This window comes from Streptomyces sp. NBC_00988 (assembly GCF_045162645.1).
GTDB lineage: Bacteria > Actinomycetota > Actinomycetes > Streptomycetales > Streptomycetaceae > Streptomyces.
This window is the reverse complement of sequence record NZ_CP108730.1, coordinates 4305893-4324379: the sequence shown is the minus strand read 5'-3', so window position 1 is coordinate 4324379 and position 18487 is coordinate 4305893. Positions and strand designations below refer to the sequence as shown.

Below are 18487 nucleotides of genomic sequence, written 5' to 3'. Positions count from 1 at the left end.
GGGCCGGGTCAGGCTGCCGGGGTAAGGACACCCACTCGGGGAGAACACCCCGGAGGACCCCGTGCCCGTACCGATACGGCGCCTCTTCGTGGCGCTCACTCTGTGCTGCGCCCTGCTCGCCGGTGCCACGGCCTGCGGCAGCGCCACCGATGACGCCACGCAGGACACCGCGGCCGTCGTGGCTGCGGCCGCCGCCGCGACCCCGAGCCCCAGCACCTCCGCCGAACGGCAGAAGTTCGCCAAGACCCGCTTCGTCGCGAACGCGGGCCTCGCCGCCGGTGCCACCTACCAGTGGATCGTGAAGCCCTGGAAGGCGGGCAAGTTCAAGAAGGGCGCGAGCGGACGCAGGTTCGCGCTCATCAAGGCGGGCCTCGCGGGCGCGTTCGCGTACAACCGGCTCAAGGCGGCCACGAAGAACGCCAAGGGCGACCCCACGCTCGCCAAGGCGGTCGCGCCGCTCAGCGCCGGCATCGACTCCCTCAAGGACCTGCCGTCCAAGCTCCGCAAGGGCGACTCGACGGATGCCACGGCGGGTTCCTTCGACGACATCATCAACAAGGTCAAGGACGCCGGGAAGAGCGCCGGCGCCGAGGTGACCGACAAGGTGCCGTCGGCAGGCCAACTGGCGGGCGGCTGACGATGAGTTGGAGCGGCTCCTAGGAGTTCAGCTCCGCCAGCACCCGCAGCGTGTGCGCGTCGGGCGCAAGGGCCAGCAGGTCCGTCACCGGGCCCTTGCGCCACAACTCCAGCCGTTCCGCGATCCGTTCACGCGGTCCGACGAGCGAGATCTCGTCGGCGAACGCGTCCGGGACGGCGAGCACGGCCTCCTCCCGGCGGCCCGCGAGGAACAACTCCTGTATCCGCCGGGCCTCTTCCTCGTACCCCATGCGTGCCATCAGATCGGCGTGGAAGTTACGGGCCGCGTGCCCCATCCCGCCGATGTAGAAGCCGAGCATCATCTTCACGGGGAGAAGACCTTCGGCCACGTTGTCACAGACCTTCACCTGCGCCATGGGCGCGACGAGGAAGCCGTCGCGGAACGTGGTCGTCCCGTAGACCTCGGGGCGGCTCGGCGACCAGTACAACGGCAGCCACCCGTCCGCGATTTCGGCGGTCTGTGCCACGTTCTTCGGGCCCTCCGCCCCGAGCAGCACCGGCAGGTCCGAACGGAGGGGATGCGTAATGGACTTGAGCGCCTTGCCGAGCCCCGTACCGTCCGCGCCCCGGTAGGGATGCGCGTGGAACCGCCCGGCCACCTCGACCGGCGCCTCCCGCCGCAGCACCTGCCGTACGACCTCGACGTACTCCCGGGTCGCGGTGAGCGGCGACTTGGGGAACGGCCGTCCGTACCACCCCTCCACCACCTGCGGCCCCGACAGCCCGAGCCCGAGCAGCACGCGCCCGCCGGAGAGATGGTCGAGCGTGAGCGCGTGCATCGCGGTGGTGGTCGGGGAGCGGGCCGCCATCTGCGCAACGGCCGTACCCAGCTTGATCGTTGAGGTCCGCGCCGCGATCCAGGTCAGCGGGGTGAAGGCGTCGGAGCCCCACGACTCGGCCGTCCACACGGAGTCGTACCCGAGCCGCTCGGCCTCCTGGGCCAGCGGCACATGGTCGGCGGAGGGCCCGCGCCCCCAGTACCCGAGTGCGAGACCGAGCCGCATATCGCCTCCACAGCAACTGATCTGACGGTCTGTCAGTCAATCGATCGACGGCTGCGACTGTACGACAACGGCCCCCCACCCGGAAGGGCGAGGGGCCGCGGTGAACGCTGGCGGGGGACTCAGCCGCGCTGGATCCCCGACGTGTCCTGCAGGACGCCACGACGGCCGTCCTGGGTCTGCGCGACGAGCGCCGGACCACGCTGCTCCACGGCCAAGTACCAGGTACCCGGCGCCAGTTCGGCGATCGGCGACGGCGAACCGTCCTCCGCGAACAGCGGCCGGGCCACCGGCACCGCGAACCAGAACGGCGAGAAGTCCCCGGCCGGAGCCGGCGCGGGCTGCCCGAACGGCTGCGGGGCCTGCGCCTGTTGCGGCGGAGTGCCGTACGACGGCTGCTGCGGCGCACCGGCGCCCGGGTAGCCGTAACCACCGGGCGGCTGGGCGCCGTAGGGCTGCGGGGCGGCCGGCTTGGGGGCCGGGACGAGGGCGGCCTGGAGAGGCGGGAGCAGGGGGGTGGCGATGGCGCCGCCGGCCATGACGAGGGCGGCGATGAAGCCGAGGATGAGGCCGGCACCGGCGCTGACGTTGTCGCCGACGTCCACCAGCGTCCAGAACAGGGCCCACGCGGTGAGAACCGTGAACGCCACGCCGACTGTCCCGAGGTCCAGGCCCACGACCTTGCGCGGCTGCGGCAGACAACGGTTGACGACGACGAGAGCGGCACCGATGACGCCGCCCATGTAGGTGCCGAGGCCGTTACCGAGGCTCGTCCACGCGGTGATGTCCAGGTCGATCCCGTTGGCCGTGTAGAACTTGAGGAAGGACGCGATGAAGAGCAATACCGCTGCTCCGATCACCACGCCGTCGCCTCGTGTGAGGGAGCGGATATTCACTTCAGGTCCTTCGTAGGTCGTCTCGTCGTCGGTTGACCCTATCGTCCACCCTGTCAGGGTGTCCGCCCGGATCAGCCCACTGATCGCTACCCGCGCAGGAAACTCACGATTCCCTCAGAGATCCCCTGCGCCGCCTTCTGTCGCCAGGCGCCGTTCGTCAGCAGTGCAGCATCATTGCTATCGCGCATGTTGCCGCACTCGATGAACACCTTGGGAACCGTTGACAGATTGAGACCGCCCAGGTCCTTACGCGTGACGAGACCGGTACCTTCGCCGATGTAATTGGAGAACTGTTCGCCCGTCGCGCGACGGTAGTCGCCCGCGATGCCCTTCCCGAGGACGGCGGAGGGGCCGACGATGGCGCGGGTGTCGGCGCCGCCCGCGTGGACCGAGCCCGGCAGGATCACATGGAAACCCCGGTCGCCGACCGGTGCGCCATCGGCGTGGATGGAGATCGCGGCGTCCGCGTGCGCGTCGTTCCCGATCCTGGCCCGCTGGTCCACGCACGGCCCCCAGGACGGCGAGTCACCGTCGTGCGTCAACTTCACCGTGACGCCCTGCTTTTCGAGGATCGCCTTCAGCCGGTGGGACACGTCCATCGTGAACTGGGCTTCCGCGTAACCCGCGTTGGTCGACGTCCCGGTCGTGTCGCACTCCTTCCAGTTCGTGCCGATGTCCACCTTGCGGTTGATCTCGGCGCTGTGCTGGAAGTTGGTGACGTTGTGCCCCGGGTCGATGACAACGACCTTGCCCTTCAAGGGACTTGGCCCCGGCGGCTTGTCGTCGTTGGACGCGGTACCCGTCGGGGACACGGGTGCGCTGGACGAGGCGGCGGAGGCGGAGGCCGTGTTGCCCGAGCTGTCGCCCGGGCCGCCGACGGCCTCGTACACGAACCACCCGATCAGCGCCCCCGGGACCAGCGCGGCCAGCGCCACGGTCAGGGGCCCTCGGCGGGGACGGCGGGGCTGCGGAGGATCGAAGTCCGGACCTACGTACGACACGGGAGCCACCCTAGCCGCCTCACAGGGTGGGTTTGCTGAAGCGGCAACAGGAGTCGCGCGCCTTCCCGGCCCGGACGGAGGATCGATGGACCAGCCCCCGTCCCGGAGGACTCATGACCATGGTCAAGGACGTCACGCACCGGCTCGTCCCCGCCCCCGCGGGCCGCATCCACCTCGTGGAACAGGGCACCGGCCCCCTGGTCCTCCTGGTCCACGGCTTCCCGGAGTCCTGGTACTCGTGGCGCCACCAGCTCCCGGCGCTGGCCGCGGCGGGCCACCGCGCGGTCGCCGTCGACGTACGCGGCTACGGCCGCTCCTCGCGCCCCGAGGACGTGTCGGCGTACCGGATGCTCGACCTGGTCGACGACGCCGTGGCTGTCGTGCACGCGCTCGGCGAGCGGTCGGCGGTGATCGTCGGCCACGACTGGGGCGCGGGCATCGCCGCGAACTCCGCCCTCCTCCGACCGGACGTCTTCCGGGCCGTAGGACTGCTGAGCGTCCCCTACGCCCCGCGCGGCGGCCCGCGCCCCAGCGAGATCTTCGCGGGGATGGGCGGGGACGAGGAGTTCTACGTCTCGTACTTCCAGGAGCGCGGCCGGGCGGAGGCAGAGATCGAACCGGACGTACGCGGTTGGCTGGCAGGTTTCTACGGCGCCTTCTCCGCCGACACGATGCCCGCACCCGGCGCCCCCGACCCGCACTTCGTGAGCAGGGGTGGCGGTGGCACCCTGCGCGACCGGTTCCCGACGGAGGCGCCCGCGTGGTTGGGTGCGGATGAACTTGACCTCTACGCGGGGGAGTTCGAGCGAACGGGCCTGACCACTGCCCTGAACCGCTACCGCACCATGGACCGCGACTGGGAGGACCTGGTGGCCTACGACGGCGCACCGATCGCCCAGCCGTCCCTGTTCCTCGGCGGTTCCCTGGACGCCTCCACCACTTGGCTGTCCGACGCGATCGCCGCCTACCCGGTGACCCTGCCCGGCCTGCGCGGCTCGCACATCGTGGAGGGCTGCGGCCACTGGATCCAGCAGGAGCGCCCGGCGGAGGTCAACCAGCACCTGCTCAACTGGCTTGCCGGGCTGCCGAGTTGATCTCAGATACCGGTATCGGTGCGCCGTAGGACACGCAGGGAGTCCGTCGCCGAGACCTCCGTGAACGCGCCGGACTCCAGCGCCCGGAGATACACCCGGTACGGGGCCTGCCCGGTGAACTCGTCCTCCGGGTCCGGGAACACGTCATGGATCACGAGCAGCCCGCCCTCGGCGACATGGGGCGCCCAGCCCTCGTAGTCCCCGTTCGCGTGCTCGTCGGTGTGCCCACCGTCGATGAAGACGAGGCCGAGGGGCGTGCCCCAGATACGCGAGACCTGCGGCGACCGCCCGACGAGCGCGACCACGTGCTCCTCCAGCCCGGCCTTGTGCAGGGTGCGCCGGAAGGTGGGCAGCGTGTCCATCAGCCCGATCTCCGGGTCGACGGTCTCCGGGTCGTGATAGTCCCAGCCCGGCTGCTGCTCCTCGCTACCCCGGTGGTGATCGAGGGTGAGCGCCGTGACACCGGCTTCGCGGGCAGCGTCGGCGAGGAGGAGTGTGGAGCGCCCGCAGTACGTGCCGACTTCGAGGAGGGGGAGGCCCAGGCCTCCGGCTTCTACGGCGGCGGCGTACAGGGCGAGCCCTTCACCGGCTGGCATGAACCCCTTGGCTGCCTCGAACGCGGCAAGGATCTCGGGCTTGGGTGCCAGGGGCATGGCGGTTCCTTCAGTACTGGCCGACTTGTGGGCGCGGTCAGGCTACTTCTTCAGGGGCGCGGGGAACTGGGCGACCAGCCCCCACGCGCCCGCAGACGAACAACTACCGACTACGCGCTGACGGTTTCGCCGGGCAACGACAGATCCAGGTCCACCGGGATCTCGTCCCCGCCGTGCGTCGCGGACGAGGCAAGCGGCCCATGACCCGAAGCCCGCGCCGCCAGCACATACGCCCCCTGCGAGGGCACAGCGAGGACGTAACTCCCGTCCTCCTCGGAGAGCGTCGCCCCGGCCTGCCGACCACGACGGTCGATCAGCGTGACCTTGGCCCGGGCGATAGGCGACCCGTCCGCACCGAGAACCCGCCCCCGGAACCCCCGAAGAACCTCCTCGGCCCGCTCAAGGTTCGCCTCCTCCTCGCTGCTGAAGTTCAACTGCGGCGCCCGATTCGGCTTGGGAAGGAACAGCGCCATCAACAGGCCGACAGCAACCGCACCCGTGGCGATCAGGAACGAGACGTGGAACCCGTGCATGGTCGGGATGGCGACCCCGCCCACATGGTTCGCGGTGTTCGCCAGCACCATCCCGATCACCGCGCTGGACACGGACGTACCGATGGACCGCATAAGGGTGTTGAGCCCGTTCGCCGCACCGGTCTCGGACGCCGGCACCGCCCCCACGATCAGCGCGGGAAGCGACGAGTACGCGAGTCCGATGCCCGCACCGAGGACGACGGCGATGACAAGGGACTGCCAGGCCGCACTCATGAGGCCGAGGCCGGCGCCGTAGCCGATGCCGATGATCAGCATGCCGAGGATCAGGGTGACCTTGGGGCCGTACTTCGCCGAGAGACGGGCGTAGACGGGGGCCGTGAACATCATCGTCAGGCCGAGCGGAGCGACCAGCAGACCGGCGGTGACCATCGACTGGCCGAGGCCGTAGCCCGTGGACTTCGGCAGCTGGAGGAGCTGGGGCAGGACGAGGGAGACGACGTAGAAGGAGACGCCGACCATGATCGAGGCGAGGTTGGTGAAGAGGACCGCCGGGCGGGCCGTGGTGCGCAGGTCGACCAGCGGGGCCTTCAGACGCAGCTCCATCACGCCCCAGAGGAGGAGCACGACGGCTGCTGCGGCGAACAGGCCGAGCGTGGTGCCGGAGGTCCAGCCCCAGTCGCTGCCCTTCGTGATGGGGAGCAGGAAGAGGACGAGACCGGCGGACAGGCCGATCGCGCCGAGCACGTCGAAGGTGCCCTCGGCGCGCATCGGGGACTCCGGTACGACGAGCAGGGTGAGCGCGATCGCGAGAACACCGAGGCCCGCCGCGCCGTAGAAGAGGGCGTGCCAGTCGGCATGCTGGGCGACGAGCGCCGCGGCGGGCAGCGCGAGGCCGCCGCCGACGCCGATCGAGGAACTCATCAGAGCCATCGCCGAGCCGAGCTTCTCGCGGGGCAGCATGTCGCGCATCAGGCCGATGCCCAGGGGTATCGCGCCCATCGCGAAGCCCTGGAGCGCGCGGCCCGCGATCATCGTGAGCAGGTCGCTGGTGAGGGCGCTGACCAGCGCTCCCACGACCATGATGGCCAGGCTGAGGATCAGCATCCGGCGCTTGCCGTAGAGGTCGCCGAGGCGGCCCATGATCGGCGTGGCGACGGCTCCGGAGAGGAGGGTCGAGGTCAGGACCCAGGTGGCGTTGCTGGGCTCGGTGCTCAGCAGCTGCGGCAGGTCCTTGATGACCGGGACGAGCAGGGTCTGCATCACCGCGACAACGATGCCCGCGAAGGCGAGCACCGGCACGACGGCGCCGGACGGCCTCCGTGCGGGCTGGTCGGTCGACGTGTGCGTCATGGAGTAGGGCCTCCAGGCCGTAGGTGTGGCGTGATCCGTGCGGGGCGGACTGATCCGTGCGGGATAAGTGCACGGTAAACCTCGTATGCATGGGCAACTATTCCGATGCTTCGGCGTACTAACGAATCCTTGACCGTCCCATGAATATCTGACCTCTCGTCAGGTCTGGTCATTCACTGGAACGTGTTCTAATCTCGCCCGCCATGAAGGCCTATGTCGCAGGCGTCGGGATGACGAGGTTCGAGAAGCCCGAGACCCGGGAGTGGCAGTACTGGGACATGGTGCGGGAGGCCGGGAACGCCGCCCTCGCGGACGCCGGGATCTCCTACGGCGACGTAGAACAGGTTCCTGTCGGCTACTGCTTCCAGCCCTCGACCGCCGGCCAGCGCGCCGCCTATGAGCTAGGTCTCACCGGCATCCCCGTCTACAACGTCAACAACAACTGCGCCACCGGCTCGACCGCGCTGATGCTGGCCCGGCAGCTGGTGGAGGGCGGGGCGGCGGACTGCGTGCTGGCACTGGGCTTCGAGAAGATGAAGAGGGGCTCGCTGGGCGGGGGAGCGGACGGCGGTGACTTCTCCACGTCCCCCGTCGCCCGGCACTACGGCGTCATGGCCGCCCGCCACGGCTTCGAGATGACCCCGCCCACCGCCCAGATCTTCGGCGACGCGGCCCGCGAACACATGGAGAAGTACGGCACCACCGAGGCGCAGCTCGCCGCCGTCGCCGCCAAGAACCACCGGCACTCCGCCCACAACCCGTACGCCCAGTTCCAGGACGTGTACGACGTCGACGACATCCTCGCGGCGCGCGTCGTCCACCACCCACTCACGAAGCTTCAGTGCTCACCGACTTCGGACGGTGCCGCGGCGGCGGTCGTGGTCTCCGAACGCTTCGCGGAGCAGCGGGAGTTGGGTGCGGGTGCGGGTGCGGGCTCGCTGGTCGAGATCGTCGCCCAGGCGATGACCACCGACACCGAGGAGTCCTTCGCGTCCGGCTCGTGCGTCGACGTCGTCGGCCAGCCCATGTCCCGGGCCGCCGCCCGCCAGGTCTACGAACGGTCCGGACTCGGCATCGAGGACGTGGACGTCGTAGAACTCCACGACTGCTTCTCGATCAACGAGCTGCTGACGTACGAGGCGCTCGGCATGTGCGAGCCCGGGGAGTCCGGGAAGCTCGTCGAGTCCGGCGGGACGACCTACGGCGGGCGGTGGGTGGTGAACCCGTCCGGCGGGCTGATATCCAAGGGGCATCCGCTGGGGGCCACCGGGATCGCCCAAGTCGCCGAACTGGTCTGGCAGTTGAGGGGGACGGCGGGGGAGCGGCAGGTGCCGGGGGCCGAGGTGGGGCTCGCACACAACATCGGGCTGGGCGGGGCGGCCGTGGTGACCTTGCTGCGGGCGACGCAGGCCCTGAGGTAGGTCCTGTGGTGTAGGTCCTACGGGGCCCTGTGGTCTAGGTCCTATTGCCGTCCCACGACCCGGGCGAAATGCCGATGCAAGGGGCGCGGGCCGGTTGAGAGTATGACCACCATGCCCCGAGCCGCTGACGTCTCCCGAATATCCCGCCTGTTCCCGCACGGCGCGGCACCGCCCGCCTGGCTGGTCGTGGCGCTCGCGTGCGCCGGGCAGTTCCTCGTCGTGCTCGACGTCTCCGTCGTCAACGTGGCGCTGCCGTCGATGCGGACCGACCTGGGGATGAGCGCGTCCGGGCTGCAGTGGGTCGTCAACGCGTACGCCATCGCCTTCGCCGGGTTCATGCTCCTCGGCGGCCGGGCCGGTGACCTCTACGGCCGCAAGCGGATGTTCCTGGTCGGGCTCGCGCTGTTCACCCTCGCCTCGCTGTGCGGCGGACTGGCCCAGGACGGCTGGCAGCTGCTGCTCGCCCGGGCCGTCCAGGGACTGGGGGCCGCGGTGCTGGCACCCTCGACGCTGACCATCGTCACCTCGGCGGTCGCGGAGGGCGCGGCCCGCGCCCGGGCCATCGCCACCTGGACCGCGGTCGGCGCCGGCGGCGGGGCCGCGGGCGGACTCGTCGGAGGGGTCCTCGTGGACACGCTGTCCTGGCGGTGGGTGCTCCTCATCAACGTGCCCGTCGGCGCCGTGGTGCTGCTCAGCTCCCTGCGCTGGCTTCCGGAGAGCCGCGCCGGAGACCGGCGGCGGCTCGACCTGCCGGGCGCCGTCCTGGTCACGGCCGGGCTCGGCGTGCTGGCGTACGGCATCTCGCAGACCGAGGCCAGGGGCTGGACGGCCACCGCCACCTTGCTTCCGCTGGCCGCCGGACTCGCGCTGATCGCGCTCTTCCTCGTCGTCGAAGCGCGTACGGCGGCTCCGCTGATGCCGCTCGGGCTGTTCCGGGCACGGGCGGTGTCGTCGGCGAACGCGGCGATGTTCCTGTGCGGCTCCGCGATGTTCTGCATGTGGTTCTTCATGACCCTGTACACACAGAACGTGCTCGGCTACACACCGCTGGAGGCGGGGCTCGCGCTGGTGCCGAGCTCGCTGGCGGTCCTCCTCGGCTCCAAGTCGGCCCCCCGCTTCATGCCGGTGCTCGGCGCGCGCAACGTGGCCGTCATCGGGACGCTCCTCGCGGCGGTGGGCTTCGGCTGGCAGTCCCTGATGACCGCGCGGGGCGACTACCTGACCGAGATCATGTTCCCCGGAATCCTGATGATGCTGGGTGCGGGTCTGACGGCCACGCCGCTCGCCGCGCTCGCCACGTCCGGGGCCGCGCCGGGGGAGGCCGGGCTGGTCTCCGGGCTGGTCAACACCTCGCGCACGATGGGCGGTTCGCTGGGGCTCGCCGTGATGTCGACGATCGCTGCGGCGCGTACGGCGCGGGTGGCGGGCGGCGGTGGCGGTACGCCGGAGGCGCTGACCGAGGGGTATGCGCTGGCGTTCCGTACGGGGGCGGGGGTGCTGCTCGGCGGGGTGGTGCTGATGGTGGTGTGGCTGCCGTGGGGGAGGGGGGCGGGGCCTGCTGTGGCGCGGGTGAGCGCGAGTGCGGACGGGGAGGTCGTGGTGGGCGCGGACCCGGGGGTGGCTTCGGACGGCGCGGCTTCCACGAGTTTCGAGAAGTGAGGCAACGGTCCGGGCGGCTCGTGGACTCCTTTAGATATCTAGGAGGTGCCCATGGGGGATCGCAAGCAGGCTCGGGAGGCTCGGGATGACGGGTTCCAGAGCTTCGTCATCGGCCGCTGGCCGCGGCTGATGCGGACGGCATTTCTTCTGACGGGGGAGCAGCACGCCGCGGAGGATCTGGTCCAGTCGACGCTCGAACAGACCTTTGTGGCCTGGCGCAAGGTCGGCGCGGCCGACGATCCGGAGGCGTACGTACGGCGCGTGATGATCAACGCGCACGCACGCAAACACCGCAGACGGCTCAAGGAGTTCCTGGCGCCCAAGGACGACTCGGGCCTGGCGCGCGAGATCGCCGACACCGGTGACCGCATCGCCCAGGCCGAGGACCGCAGCGCGCTGTTGCAGGCACTGGCCCAACTGCCGCCGAGGCAGCGGGAGGCGGTGGTGCTGCGGTACTGGGAGGACCTGACCGAGACACAGACGGCCCAGGCGATGGGCTGCTCGGTCGGCGCGGTGAAGAGCAACGCGGCCAAGGGGATCGCGAAACTCCGCGCCATACCGGGACTCGCCGAGATGGTGACGCAGGGAGGGCGGAAGTGATGAGCGCGGACCGGGAGACGAACCAGACCATGACGGACAGAGACATCGCCCTCCTGCTGGCCGACGCCGCGGACGAGGTCGAGATCGGTATAGCCCCCTACCAGGCGGTGATCCGCGGCGGCCGCCGACGCCGGGCCCGCCGCTGGGCACTCGCCACGGCCGCGGCACTGGTGATCGTCGGCGGGTCGGGCACGCTCGCCCTGGCCGGGCTGCGCGACGGGAACGGGGTCGAGGTGTCACCGGCGGTGAAGCAGCAGTCGACCGAGCCGTTGACTCCGGAGGAGCGGAATGTGTACGAGCCGCAGGGGACCGTGATCGGCATCGGTGACATCGGCGGCAAGGAGTGGCAGATCACCGTCGACGTGTGGGGCGCCCCGCGCACCGAGGGGGAGGCCTGGGCCCAGTTGCAGCGCATGAAGGCGTTCGGCGAGGTGCCGGTGGACGCGAGCAAGTCGTCCCAACTGGTCGGCAAGTACTCGTTCTTCGCGCGCCGGACCATCGGGGACGGGAAGGAGTCCGTCCTCACGGAGAACTCGGTCGACACGAAGGACAGGATGGCGGGCACCGACCTCGAATCGGTCGCGCTCTCCCTGGACCCGAAGCACACCACCCCCCAGCGCCTGGTGATCGGCCAGGTCGCCAAGACCGCCCAGGAGGTCACGTGCAGCTGGAAGGACGGTAGCTCGACCGTCGCCCGCAGGGTCGCGGAGGGCGCCGACGTCAACAGCGACGAGTCGGCTATCCGGCCGGTGGCCGGTTCACCGTCCGACTGGTTCGTGTGCGTCGGGCCGGAGGGGACGACGTTCGACTCGGTGAAGGTGACGAAGTAGCGCCGCAGTGGGGGAGCTGAACTGGCTCTGAAGCAGGGTGTGTTGGCTCTCAGGGTGTCGTGACGCGCGGCGATGGACGTCGGCGCCCCGGAAAACGGTTCGCCGACTTCGCGGGGCTCTGACACGGTGGCGCACTATGACGAACGTCGAGCTTGTCACCGCCGCGGACCTGCGGCTCATGCAGGGGCTGGCGCAGCGTGTCACCGCCGTCCGCCCGGAGCTGGTGAACGCCGAAGCGATGTTCGGCGAGCTGGCCTGGAACTGGGGCAAGGGGCGCGCCGACGAGGACAGGGGCCGGCCGCGTCGGCTGTGGTTCTCCGGCGGGGAGCTGGTGGCGTGGGGCTGGGCCCGGCTTCCGCACCGGCTGCGGCGGAACGACGGGTCGGTCAAGGACATCACCGACGCCTGCCTCACGTATCAGGTCCACCCCGACCATGCCGAGCTGATCGACGAGGTGATCGACTGGTACGACGGCACGGCGGCGGGCATCGAGCGGACGGTGATGCCCAGCGCCTCCGACGAGTCCGCCCTGAAGCGATGGGCGGCACACGGCTACGAGACCGACTCGGCCGCGCTCGGCGACACCGGGTCCTGGACCCAGCTCAACGAGCGGGACCTGACGGATGTGGAACAGCCGGTACTTCCAGCGGGGTTCAGGTTCCGCACCGCCGACGAGGCCGGCCCCGAGGCCGCGGTCCAGGCCCATCTCGACGCCTGGGCCCCCTCGGCATACACGGCCGAGAGCTACGAGGGTGTCCGACAGGCACCGGGATACCGCGGCGACCTCCACATCCTGGTGGAGGCACCGGACGGCACGATGGCCTCGTCGACGATCATGTGGCTCGACGAGGTGAACAGGACGGCGGAGTTCGAGCCGGTCGGAACGCACCCGGCCCACCGGCGCCGGGGGTTGGCAAGGGCGATGCTCCTGCACGGGATGCGCCGGGCGCGAGCGTCCGGGGCCACACACATGACGGTCGCCTGCCTGGGCGCGCCGGGGCATCCCCGGGCGCGCGGGCTCTACTACGGCCTCGGATTCCGGGAGCTGTCGCGGGACGCGCCGCTTGTGAAGGCTGCGGGCGTGGGCTGAGTTCTTGAAAAGTGCGGTCGGCGTGACCGGGACTGCCGTCCTGGTGGCCCTCGGGCGGGGTGCCGGCGTGGTTTCACCGCGCCGCTGGGGTGGTGCCCTTTAGGCGTCGACTCCCGCCCGGTACAGGGGAGTTGACGGGGTTCGTGCGAACTTCCCAGATGCTTGCTGACCTGGGTTTTCGGTCCGTTCGCTCCTACGATCGGCGCATCTGAGAGGGGGCCGGATGGACCGGACGGATCGGAACCAGCGTGGGCGTGACATTCGGACGGTCGATGACGTACTCCGGCTCCTGGACGGGCTGTTCGCGCCGGAGGCCGATCGTTGGACCTCCGGGGCTGCCTCCTGGTGGGACGGGTTCTATGCCGACCGTGACAAGCCGGTGCCGTTCTTCGTGGCGAAGCCGGACGAGAACCTGGTCGGGTATCTCGACCAGGGGCTGATAGCTGAGGGTGGCCGCGCCCTGGACCTGGGGTGTGGCCCGGGGCGCAACGCGCTCCAACTGGCCGCGCGCGGCTTCGAGGTGGACGGTGTGGATCTGTCGCCCACGGCTGTCGCGTGGGCGGAGGAGCGAGCGCACGCCTCGGGAATCCGGGCCCGATTCCACTGCGGGGACATATTCGCCCTCGCCGGTACCCAACTCCCCGGCCCCTACGACCTCGTCTACGACTCCGGCTGTTTTCACCACCTGCCCCCGCACCGGCGCATCAGCTACCTCGCCCTGTTGGACCAAGTCCTCGCTCCCGGCGGGCACTTCGCGCTCACGTGCTTCGCCGCCGGCGGTGTGGGGTGCGAACTGCCCGATGCCGAGCTCTATCGCGGCTCCGGGCTTCAGGGCGGGTTGGCCTACATGGCTGATGAACTGCGGTGGATATTCGGGGAGTTGGGGGTGGTCGAGCTGCGCCGGATGCGCGATGAACCGGACGCCGCGCCCCGCTTCGGGGAGGACTTCCTCTGGACGGCGTTGTTCCGCCGGGGGTCCGGAGCCTAGGGCGGGGAAGGCGGGGGGCTACAGCCAGCCCTGTTGTCGGGCCTCCCGCATGGCCTCCATGCGGTTGCGGGTGCCTGTTTTGCCGATCGCTGACGAGAGGTAGTTGCGGACCGTGGACTCGGAGAGGTGGAGCTTCGTGGCGATGTCGGAGACCGTCGCGCCGTCCACCGAGGCCTTGAGGACGTCGCACTCGCGGGCGGTGAGTGGATTGGGGCCCGCGCTCAGCGCGGCGGCGGCCAGGGCCGGGTCGATGACCGTCTCGCCGGTGAGGACGCGGCGGATCGCGGCGGCCAGGTCCTCCACCGGGCCGTCCTTCACCAGGAAGCCCGCCGCGCCCGCTTCCATCGCCCGGCGCAGATAACCGGGGCGGCCGAAGGTCGTGAGGATCAACACCCGGCAGTCCGGGGCCTGTTCGCGGAGTTCGGCGGCGGCGTCCAGGCCGCTCATGCCGGGGAGTTCGATGTCGAGGAGGGCGACGTCGGGGCGGTGGGTGAGGGCGGCGTCCACGATCGTGTCACCCCTCCCGACCTGGGCGACGACCTCCAGGTCCGCCTCCATGCCGAGCAGCAGGGCGAGGGCGCCGCGCATCATGCCCTGGTCCTCGGCGAGCAGCACTCTGACGGACTTGGCGGGCCGGTGGTCCCGGGGCATCTCATCCACGGGGCAAGAGTAAGGCCCGGGGGACCTCGGGGCGGTTGTCAAAAACTCTTCATTGTTCGCGTCCGCGAGTCTTGACGGTCCCCGGCTGCGGGCAAACAATCGCCTCGGCATTCTGCAATCACCTCGGAATTCCCGGATGCCGGGCCGATTTCGGAAACCTTTCGACAAGCTCTCGACAGTTCGACATTTCGATCGCGAATGGGTTCGGTATATCGATCGAACGGCGTTCGGTATATCGACCAGCCGCTCGCGCCGCAACTCCGAGCACCCGGCTCCACCCGCGCTTCAACTCCGAACAGCCCGCACCGACCACCCGCACCGCCCTACCCGCAACAGAAGAGGTGCACCGTGTTCCTGAGATTCCTCCGCACCCGGCCGCGCCGGCTGAGAAACGCCACCCTCGCCGCGCTGTCCGCGCTCGTGACCGTCCTCGCGCTGGCCGTCGGCGTGCCGCAGGCGTCGGCCGCCACCTCGCTGCCGTGCGACATCTACGCCACCGCCGGGACGCCCTGCGTCGCCGCGCACAGTCTCGTCAGGGCGCTCTACTCGTCGTACAACGGCTCGCTGTACCAGGTGCAGCGGGCCTCCGACAGCGCCACCGCGAACATCGGCCTGCTGGCGGCCGGTGGGTATGCCAACGCGGCGGCGCAGGACTCGTTCTGTGCCGGTACGACCTGCATCATCACCAAGATCTACGACCAGTCCGCGCGCCACAACGACCTCACGATCGAGGGCGCGGGCGGTGCCGGCGTCGCCGATGTCGGGGCGCCCGCGGACGCGCTGCCGGTGACCGCCGGCGGGCATCAGGTCTACGGCCTGGAGATCTCGGCCGGCATGGGCTACCGCGACAACTCCACCTCGGGCGTGGCCACCAACGGTGCCGCCGAGGGGATGTACATGGTGACGTCCGGCACCCACGTCAACGGCAGTTGCTGCTTCGACTACGGCAACGCGGAGACCAACAACCAGGACACCGGCAACGGTCACATGGACGCGATCAACTTCGGTACAGAGTGCTGGTTCTCGCCCTGCTACGGCGGCGGCCCCTGGGTGCAGGCAGACCTGGAGAACGGGCTGTTCCAGTCGGACTCCGGGTACAGCAAGAACACCGCGAACACCGGCACCGGCGCGATACCGTTCGTCACCGCTTTGCTGAAAAACAACGGTCAGGACCATTTCGCGCTGAAATCCGGAAACGCGCAGTCGGGGAGTCTCACGACCTCCTATTCCGGGGGTGAACCCACCACGAGCGGTTACTCGCCCATGCATCAGGAAGGCGCGATCGTCCTGGGCACCGGCGGGGACAACAGCAACGGCTCCATCGGCTCGTTCTTCGAGGGCGTCATGACCGCCGGCATCCCGACCGACGCCGCCGACGACTCCGTACAGGCGAACATCGTGTCCGTCGGCTACGGCGCCTCGACCGGCACCACCGGGACGCTGGCGGCCGGTTCGGAGATCTCGCTGCGCGCGACCACCTCGTGCTGCACCGGCGACTACATCCGCCACCAGAACAACGCGGCGGTCCTCTCGGCCATCACGTCGAGCAGCGCGGCGCTCGACAAGGGCGACGCCACCTGGATCGTCCGCAGGGGACTCGCCGACAGCTCCTGCTATTCGTTCGAGTCACGCAACTACCCGGGTGACTTCCTGCGCCACTACAACTACCAGCTCTACCGCCAACCCATGGTCGGGACAACGCAGTTCAGACAGGACGCCACGTTCTGCGCCTCGACCGGCAAGAGCGGCACGGGCACCTCGTTCGCGTCGTACAACTACCCGACCAGATACCTCCGGCACTACAACTACAACGTCTACATCGCGAGCGACGGCGGCTCCAACGCCTTCGACAGCGCCACCTCGTGGACGGACGACGTGAGCTGGGTCGTCACGGCTCCCTGGGCGCCGTAGACCCAGCCGTAGTCACGACAGAGGGCGTCAACTCCGCTGCCTCCACCGGGAGTTCGGCGGTGACCGTGAAGCCGCCGCGTGGTGACGGGCCGGCCTGCAAGGAGCCGCCCGCCACCGCGAGGCGTTCCGTCAGGCCCTTCAGGCCGGTCCCGCCGATGCTCTCGGCGGGGCCGGTCGCAGGGGAGTTCCCGTCCCTCAGGCTGTCCCCTGGTCCGTCGTCCGCGATCGTCAGGCGGACGCGGTCCATGACCCCGTCGAACGTGATCTCGCAGCGGGTCGCGCCGCTGTGCCGTACGACGTTGGTGACCGCCTCGCGGACCACCCAGCCCAGCAGGGCCTCGTTCTGCGGGGTCAGGAGCGGGCCCGACTGCCGGACGACCGGGTCGATGTCGGCGGCGGACAGGGCGGAGCGGGCGCGGTCCAGTTCGGTGGCGAGGCTGCCCTCGCGGTAGCCGGTGACCGCCTCGCGGATCTCGGTGAGCGCCTGCCGGCCCACCGCCTCGATGTCGGTGATCTGGCCGAGCGCCGCCTCCATGTCGCGGGGTGCGAGGCGCCGGGCCGCCTCCGACTTCACGACGATCACCGAGAGGGTGTGCCCGAGCAGGTCGTGCAGATCGCGGGAGAACCGCATCCGTTCCTTCTCGACCGCGCGGCGGGCCAACTCCTCGCGGGCGGCGCGCAGTTCGCGTACGGCTTCGGAGAGGGAGAGGATCGCCGCGGTCACCATCGTCGACAGGAACGTGCCGTACGCGATGTTGATCGCGTCCCAGCCGGCCCGGTACACGGAGACCGCGGCGGCGAGTGCGGTCAGGGCGAGGCCTACCTGGCCGAGGCGCGGGCCGCGGACGACGGCGCCCGTGGCGAGGCCGAGCAGGGGGAAGAAGTAGAGCCAGCTGCCGCCGTAGCCGAGGGCGAGGCCGCAGGTGATCAGGCCCATCACGACCAGCGCGACCACGGTCGAGACCGCCTGGCGCTTCTCCTTCACGAAGGAGCGGAACACCACATAGATGTAGAGGGAGTTGAAGGCGAACAGGCCCAGGCCGCCGATCCAGGGGTTGGAGGTCTTGCCCTGGAGGAGGTTGGAGAAGGAGCCCATGCCCATCAGGAGCCACGGCAGCAGGGTGAAGCCGGTCGGCGGCGGGCCCGGGTTCTCGGGCCGCTCGCCCCTGCGGCGCGCCTCCTTCTGCGCGGCCTTGAACTCCGCCATGTCGGCCTTCCACCGGGCCCGCTCCGCCCGCCAATGGCGTACCTGGCAGGTGATCCCTCGCATCCAGGACATCTCTCTCGCTCCCCCGGTCACACGGTCCGCCCGGTCCGGCGGTACGCCAGCACAGCGTACGAACCGAACGCGAGCAGCCAAGCTGTCAGCACCACGATCGCGCCGAGTGCCGGGGCGTGCCCGTCGGCGACGGAGGTGCCGAGCTCGGCGAAGCGGTTGGTCGGGGTGTAGTGGGAGATCGCGCGCAGCCAGCCGGGGAAGAGGCTGATCGGGAACCACAGGCCGCCGAGCACCGCGAGCCCCATGGTGCAGGCCATGTTCGCGACGCCGGTGGTCTGGGAGGTGAGCCCGTAGCCGTTGCCGAGACCGAGCAGGGTGAAGGGGATCGAGCCGAGCCACAGCAGCAGCGCGATCGCCGCCCACTGCCAGGCGTCCAGCCGTACGCCGTTCACCAGACCGCCCGCCGCGAGCACCGCGACGATCGCGGGCAGCACGGTCACCGAACCGGTCAGCGCCCGGCCGAGCACGACCTGGCGCGGGGTCATCGGCGTCACCCGCAGCTGCCGCAGCCAGCCGATCGCCCGGTCCTCGGCGACCCCGCCGCCGGTGTTGAGGGCGGACCCGACCGCGCCGTAGGCGGCCATGCCGACCATCGCCGTGGCCTTGTAGCCGCTGTCGTCACCGCCGAGGTTCGTGAACAGCAGGTACATCATCACCGGCATCGCGATACCGCCGATCACGAAGCCGATGTCGCGCAGGGTTCGGCGTACTTCGAGCCGCAGGTAGTCGAACATCGGACGGGCTCCGTCTCGGGGGGAGGTGCGGGAAGGGGAGGTGCGTTTCGGGGACGCGGGGGTGGCTTTGCGGCGGCGGGTGATGTCCGTGCCGGACGCGGCGATGAGGTCGGCCGCGAGGTCCGCGTGGCGCAGGGGGCGGAGGCCGTCGAGCCGTGGACGGTCGAGC

The 18487-nt window shown here is 70.2% G+C and carries 17 protein-coding genes; 9 read left to right on the top strand and 8 right to left on the bottom strand.

Annotation, left to right across the window (positions count from 1 at the left end; all coding sequences use genetic code 11):
* Window positions 1-61 precede the first annotated feature (61 nt).
* Window positions 62-637 carry a hypothetical protein gene (locus OG496_RS19660; protein ID WP_393757011.1) on the top strand — a complete coding sequence of 192 codons (576 nt, stop codon included), beginning with the start codon at window positions 62-64 and terminating at the stop codon, window positions 635-637.
* 19 nt (window positions 638-656) lie between these two features.
* Here the strand turns inward: OG496_RS19660 and OG496_RS19655 are convergent, their stop codons facing one another.
* The 3 genes from OG496_RS19655 to OG496_RS19645 form a co-directional block, all read right to left on the bottom strand.
* Complete coding sequence (locus OG496_RS19655) at window positions 657-1661, bottom strand: LLM class F420-dependent oxidoreductase (RefSeq protein WP_405971803.1); 1005 nt, start codon at window positions 1659-1661, stop codon at window positions 657-659.
* Window positions 1662-1780: 119 nt separating this feature from the next.
* Window positions 1781-2554 carry a hypothetical protein gene (locus tag OG496_RS19650; RefSeq protein ID WP_366491161.1) on the bottom strand — a complete coding sequence of 258 codons (774 nt, stop codon included), beginning with the start codon at window positions 2552-2554 and terminating at the stop codon, window positions 1781-1783.
* Between the two features lie 86 nt (window positions 2555-2640).
* Window positions 2641-3555 (bottom strand): N-acetylmuramoyl-L-alanine amidase, encoded by a 915-nt coding sequence (locus OG496_RS19645; protein ID WP_405971802.1) that lies wholly within the window; start codon window positions 3553-3555, stop codon window positions 2641-2643.
* 113 nt (window positions 3556-3668) lie between these two features.
* Here OG496_RS19645 and OG496_RS19640 point away from each other — a divergent pair, with 113 nt between their 5' ends.
* Window positions 3669-4649, top strand: a complete 981-nt coding sequence (locus OG496_RS19640) for an alpha/beta fold hydrolase (protein WP_405971801.1) — start codon at window positions 3669-3671, stop codon at window positions 4647-4649.
* A 2-nt stretch (window positions 4650-4651) separates the two neighbouring features.
* Here the strand turns inward: OG496_RS19640 and OG496_RS19635 are convergent, their stop codons facing one another.
* Window positions 4652-5302, bottom strand: a complete 651-nt coding sequence (locus OG496_RS19635) for a class I SAM-dependent methyltransferase (protein ID WP_405971800.1) — start codon at window positions 5300-5302, stop codon at window positions 4652-4654.
* A 110-nt stretch (window positions 5303-5412) separates the two neighbouring features.
* Window positions 5413-7146, bottom strand: a complete 1734-nt coding sequence (locus tag OG496_RS19630; protein ID WP_405971799.1) for an MFS transporter — start codon at window positions 7144-7146, stop codon at window positions 5413-5415.
* A 203-nt stretch (window positions 7147-7349) separates the two neighbouring features.
* On the opposite strand from OG496_RS19630, the gene OG496_RS19625 reads away from it, so the two are divergent.
* From OG496_RS19625 to OG496_RS19600, 6 genes are all read left to right on the top strand, one after another.
* Window positions 7350-8567 (top strand): lipid-transfer protein, encoded by a 1218-nt coding sequence (locus tag OG496_RS19625; protein WP_405971798.1) that lies wholly within the window; start codon window positions 7350-7352, stop codon window positions 8565-8567.
* Between the two features lie 102 nt (window positions 8568-8669).
* On the top strand, window positions 8670-10226 hold the full coding sequence (locus OG496_RS19620) for an MFS transporter (RefSeq protein WP_405971797.1): 1557 nt from the start codon (window positions 8670-8672) through the stop codon (window positions 10224-10226).
* A gap of 51 nt (window positions 10227-10277) precedes the next feature.
* On the top strand, window positions 10278-10826 hold the full coding sequence (locus OG496_RS19615) for a SigE family RNA polymerase sigma factor (RefSeq protein WP_366491168.1): 549 nt from the start codon (window positions 10278-10280) through the stop codon (window positions 10824-10826).
* Entirely contained in the window at window positions 10826-11656 is an 831-nt protein-coding gene (locus OG496_RS19610) for a hypothetical protein (RefSeq protein WP_405971796.1), read from the top strand. Before OG496_RS19615 ends, OG496_RS19610 begins: the two co-directional genes overlap by 1 nt.
* Window positions 11657-11792: 136 nt before the next feature.
* Complete coding sequence (locus OG496_RS19605; RefSeq protein ID WP_405971795.1) at window positions 11793-12746, top strand: GNAT family N-acetyltransferase; 954 nt, start codon at window positions 11793-11795, stop codon at window positions 12744-12746.
* Between the two features lie 223 nt (window positions 12747-12969).
* Window positions 12970-13734 (top strand): class I SAM-dependent methyltransferase, encoded by a 765-nt coding sequence (locus OG496_RS19600; RefSeq protein ID WP_405971794.1) that lies wholly within the window; start codon window positions 12970-12972, stop codon window positions 13732-13734.
* Window positions 13735-13752: 18 nt separating this feature from the next.
* Here OG496_RS19600 and OG496_RS19595 read toward each other — a convergent pair whose 3' ends face one another.
* The gene (locus OG496_RS19595) at window positions 13753-14385 is read right to left on the bottom strand and encodes a response regulator transcription factor (RefSeq protein WP_033281879.1); all 633 of its coding nucleotides are present in this window, start codon (window positions 14383-14385) and stop codon (window positions 13753-13755) included.
* Between the two features lie 357 nt (window positions 14386-14742).
* On the opposite strand from OG496_RS19595, the gene OG496_RS19590 reads away from it, so the two are divergent.
* Window positions 14743-16305, top strand: a complete 1563-nt coding sequence (locus tag OG496_RS19590) for an alpha-L-arabinofuranosidase B (RefSeq protein ID WP_405971793.1) — start codon at window positions 14743-14745, stop codon at window positions 16303-16305.
* Here the strand turns inward: OG496_RS19590 and OG496_RS19585 are convergent.
* Both OG496_RS19585 and OG496_RS19580 read right to left on the bottom strand, forming a co-directional pair.
* Window positions 16283-17584, bottom strand: coding sequence for a sensor histidine kinase (locus OG496_RS19585; protein WP_405971792.1), 1302 nt, complete (start codon window positions 17582-17584; stop codon window positions 16283-16285). The genes OG496_RS19590 and OG496_RS19585 overlap by 23 nt on opposite strands.
* Window positions 17585-17601: 17 nt before the next feature.
* Window positions 17602-18318 carry an ABC transporter permease gene (locus OG496_RS19580; protein ID WP_366491395.1) on the bottom strand — a complete coding sequence of 239 codons (717 nt, stop codon included), beginning with the start codon at window positions 18316-18318 and terminating at the stop codon, window positions 17602-17604.
* Between the last annotated feature and the right edge of the window lie 169 nt (window positions 18319-18487).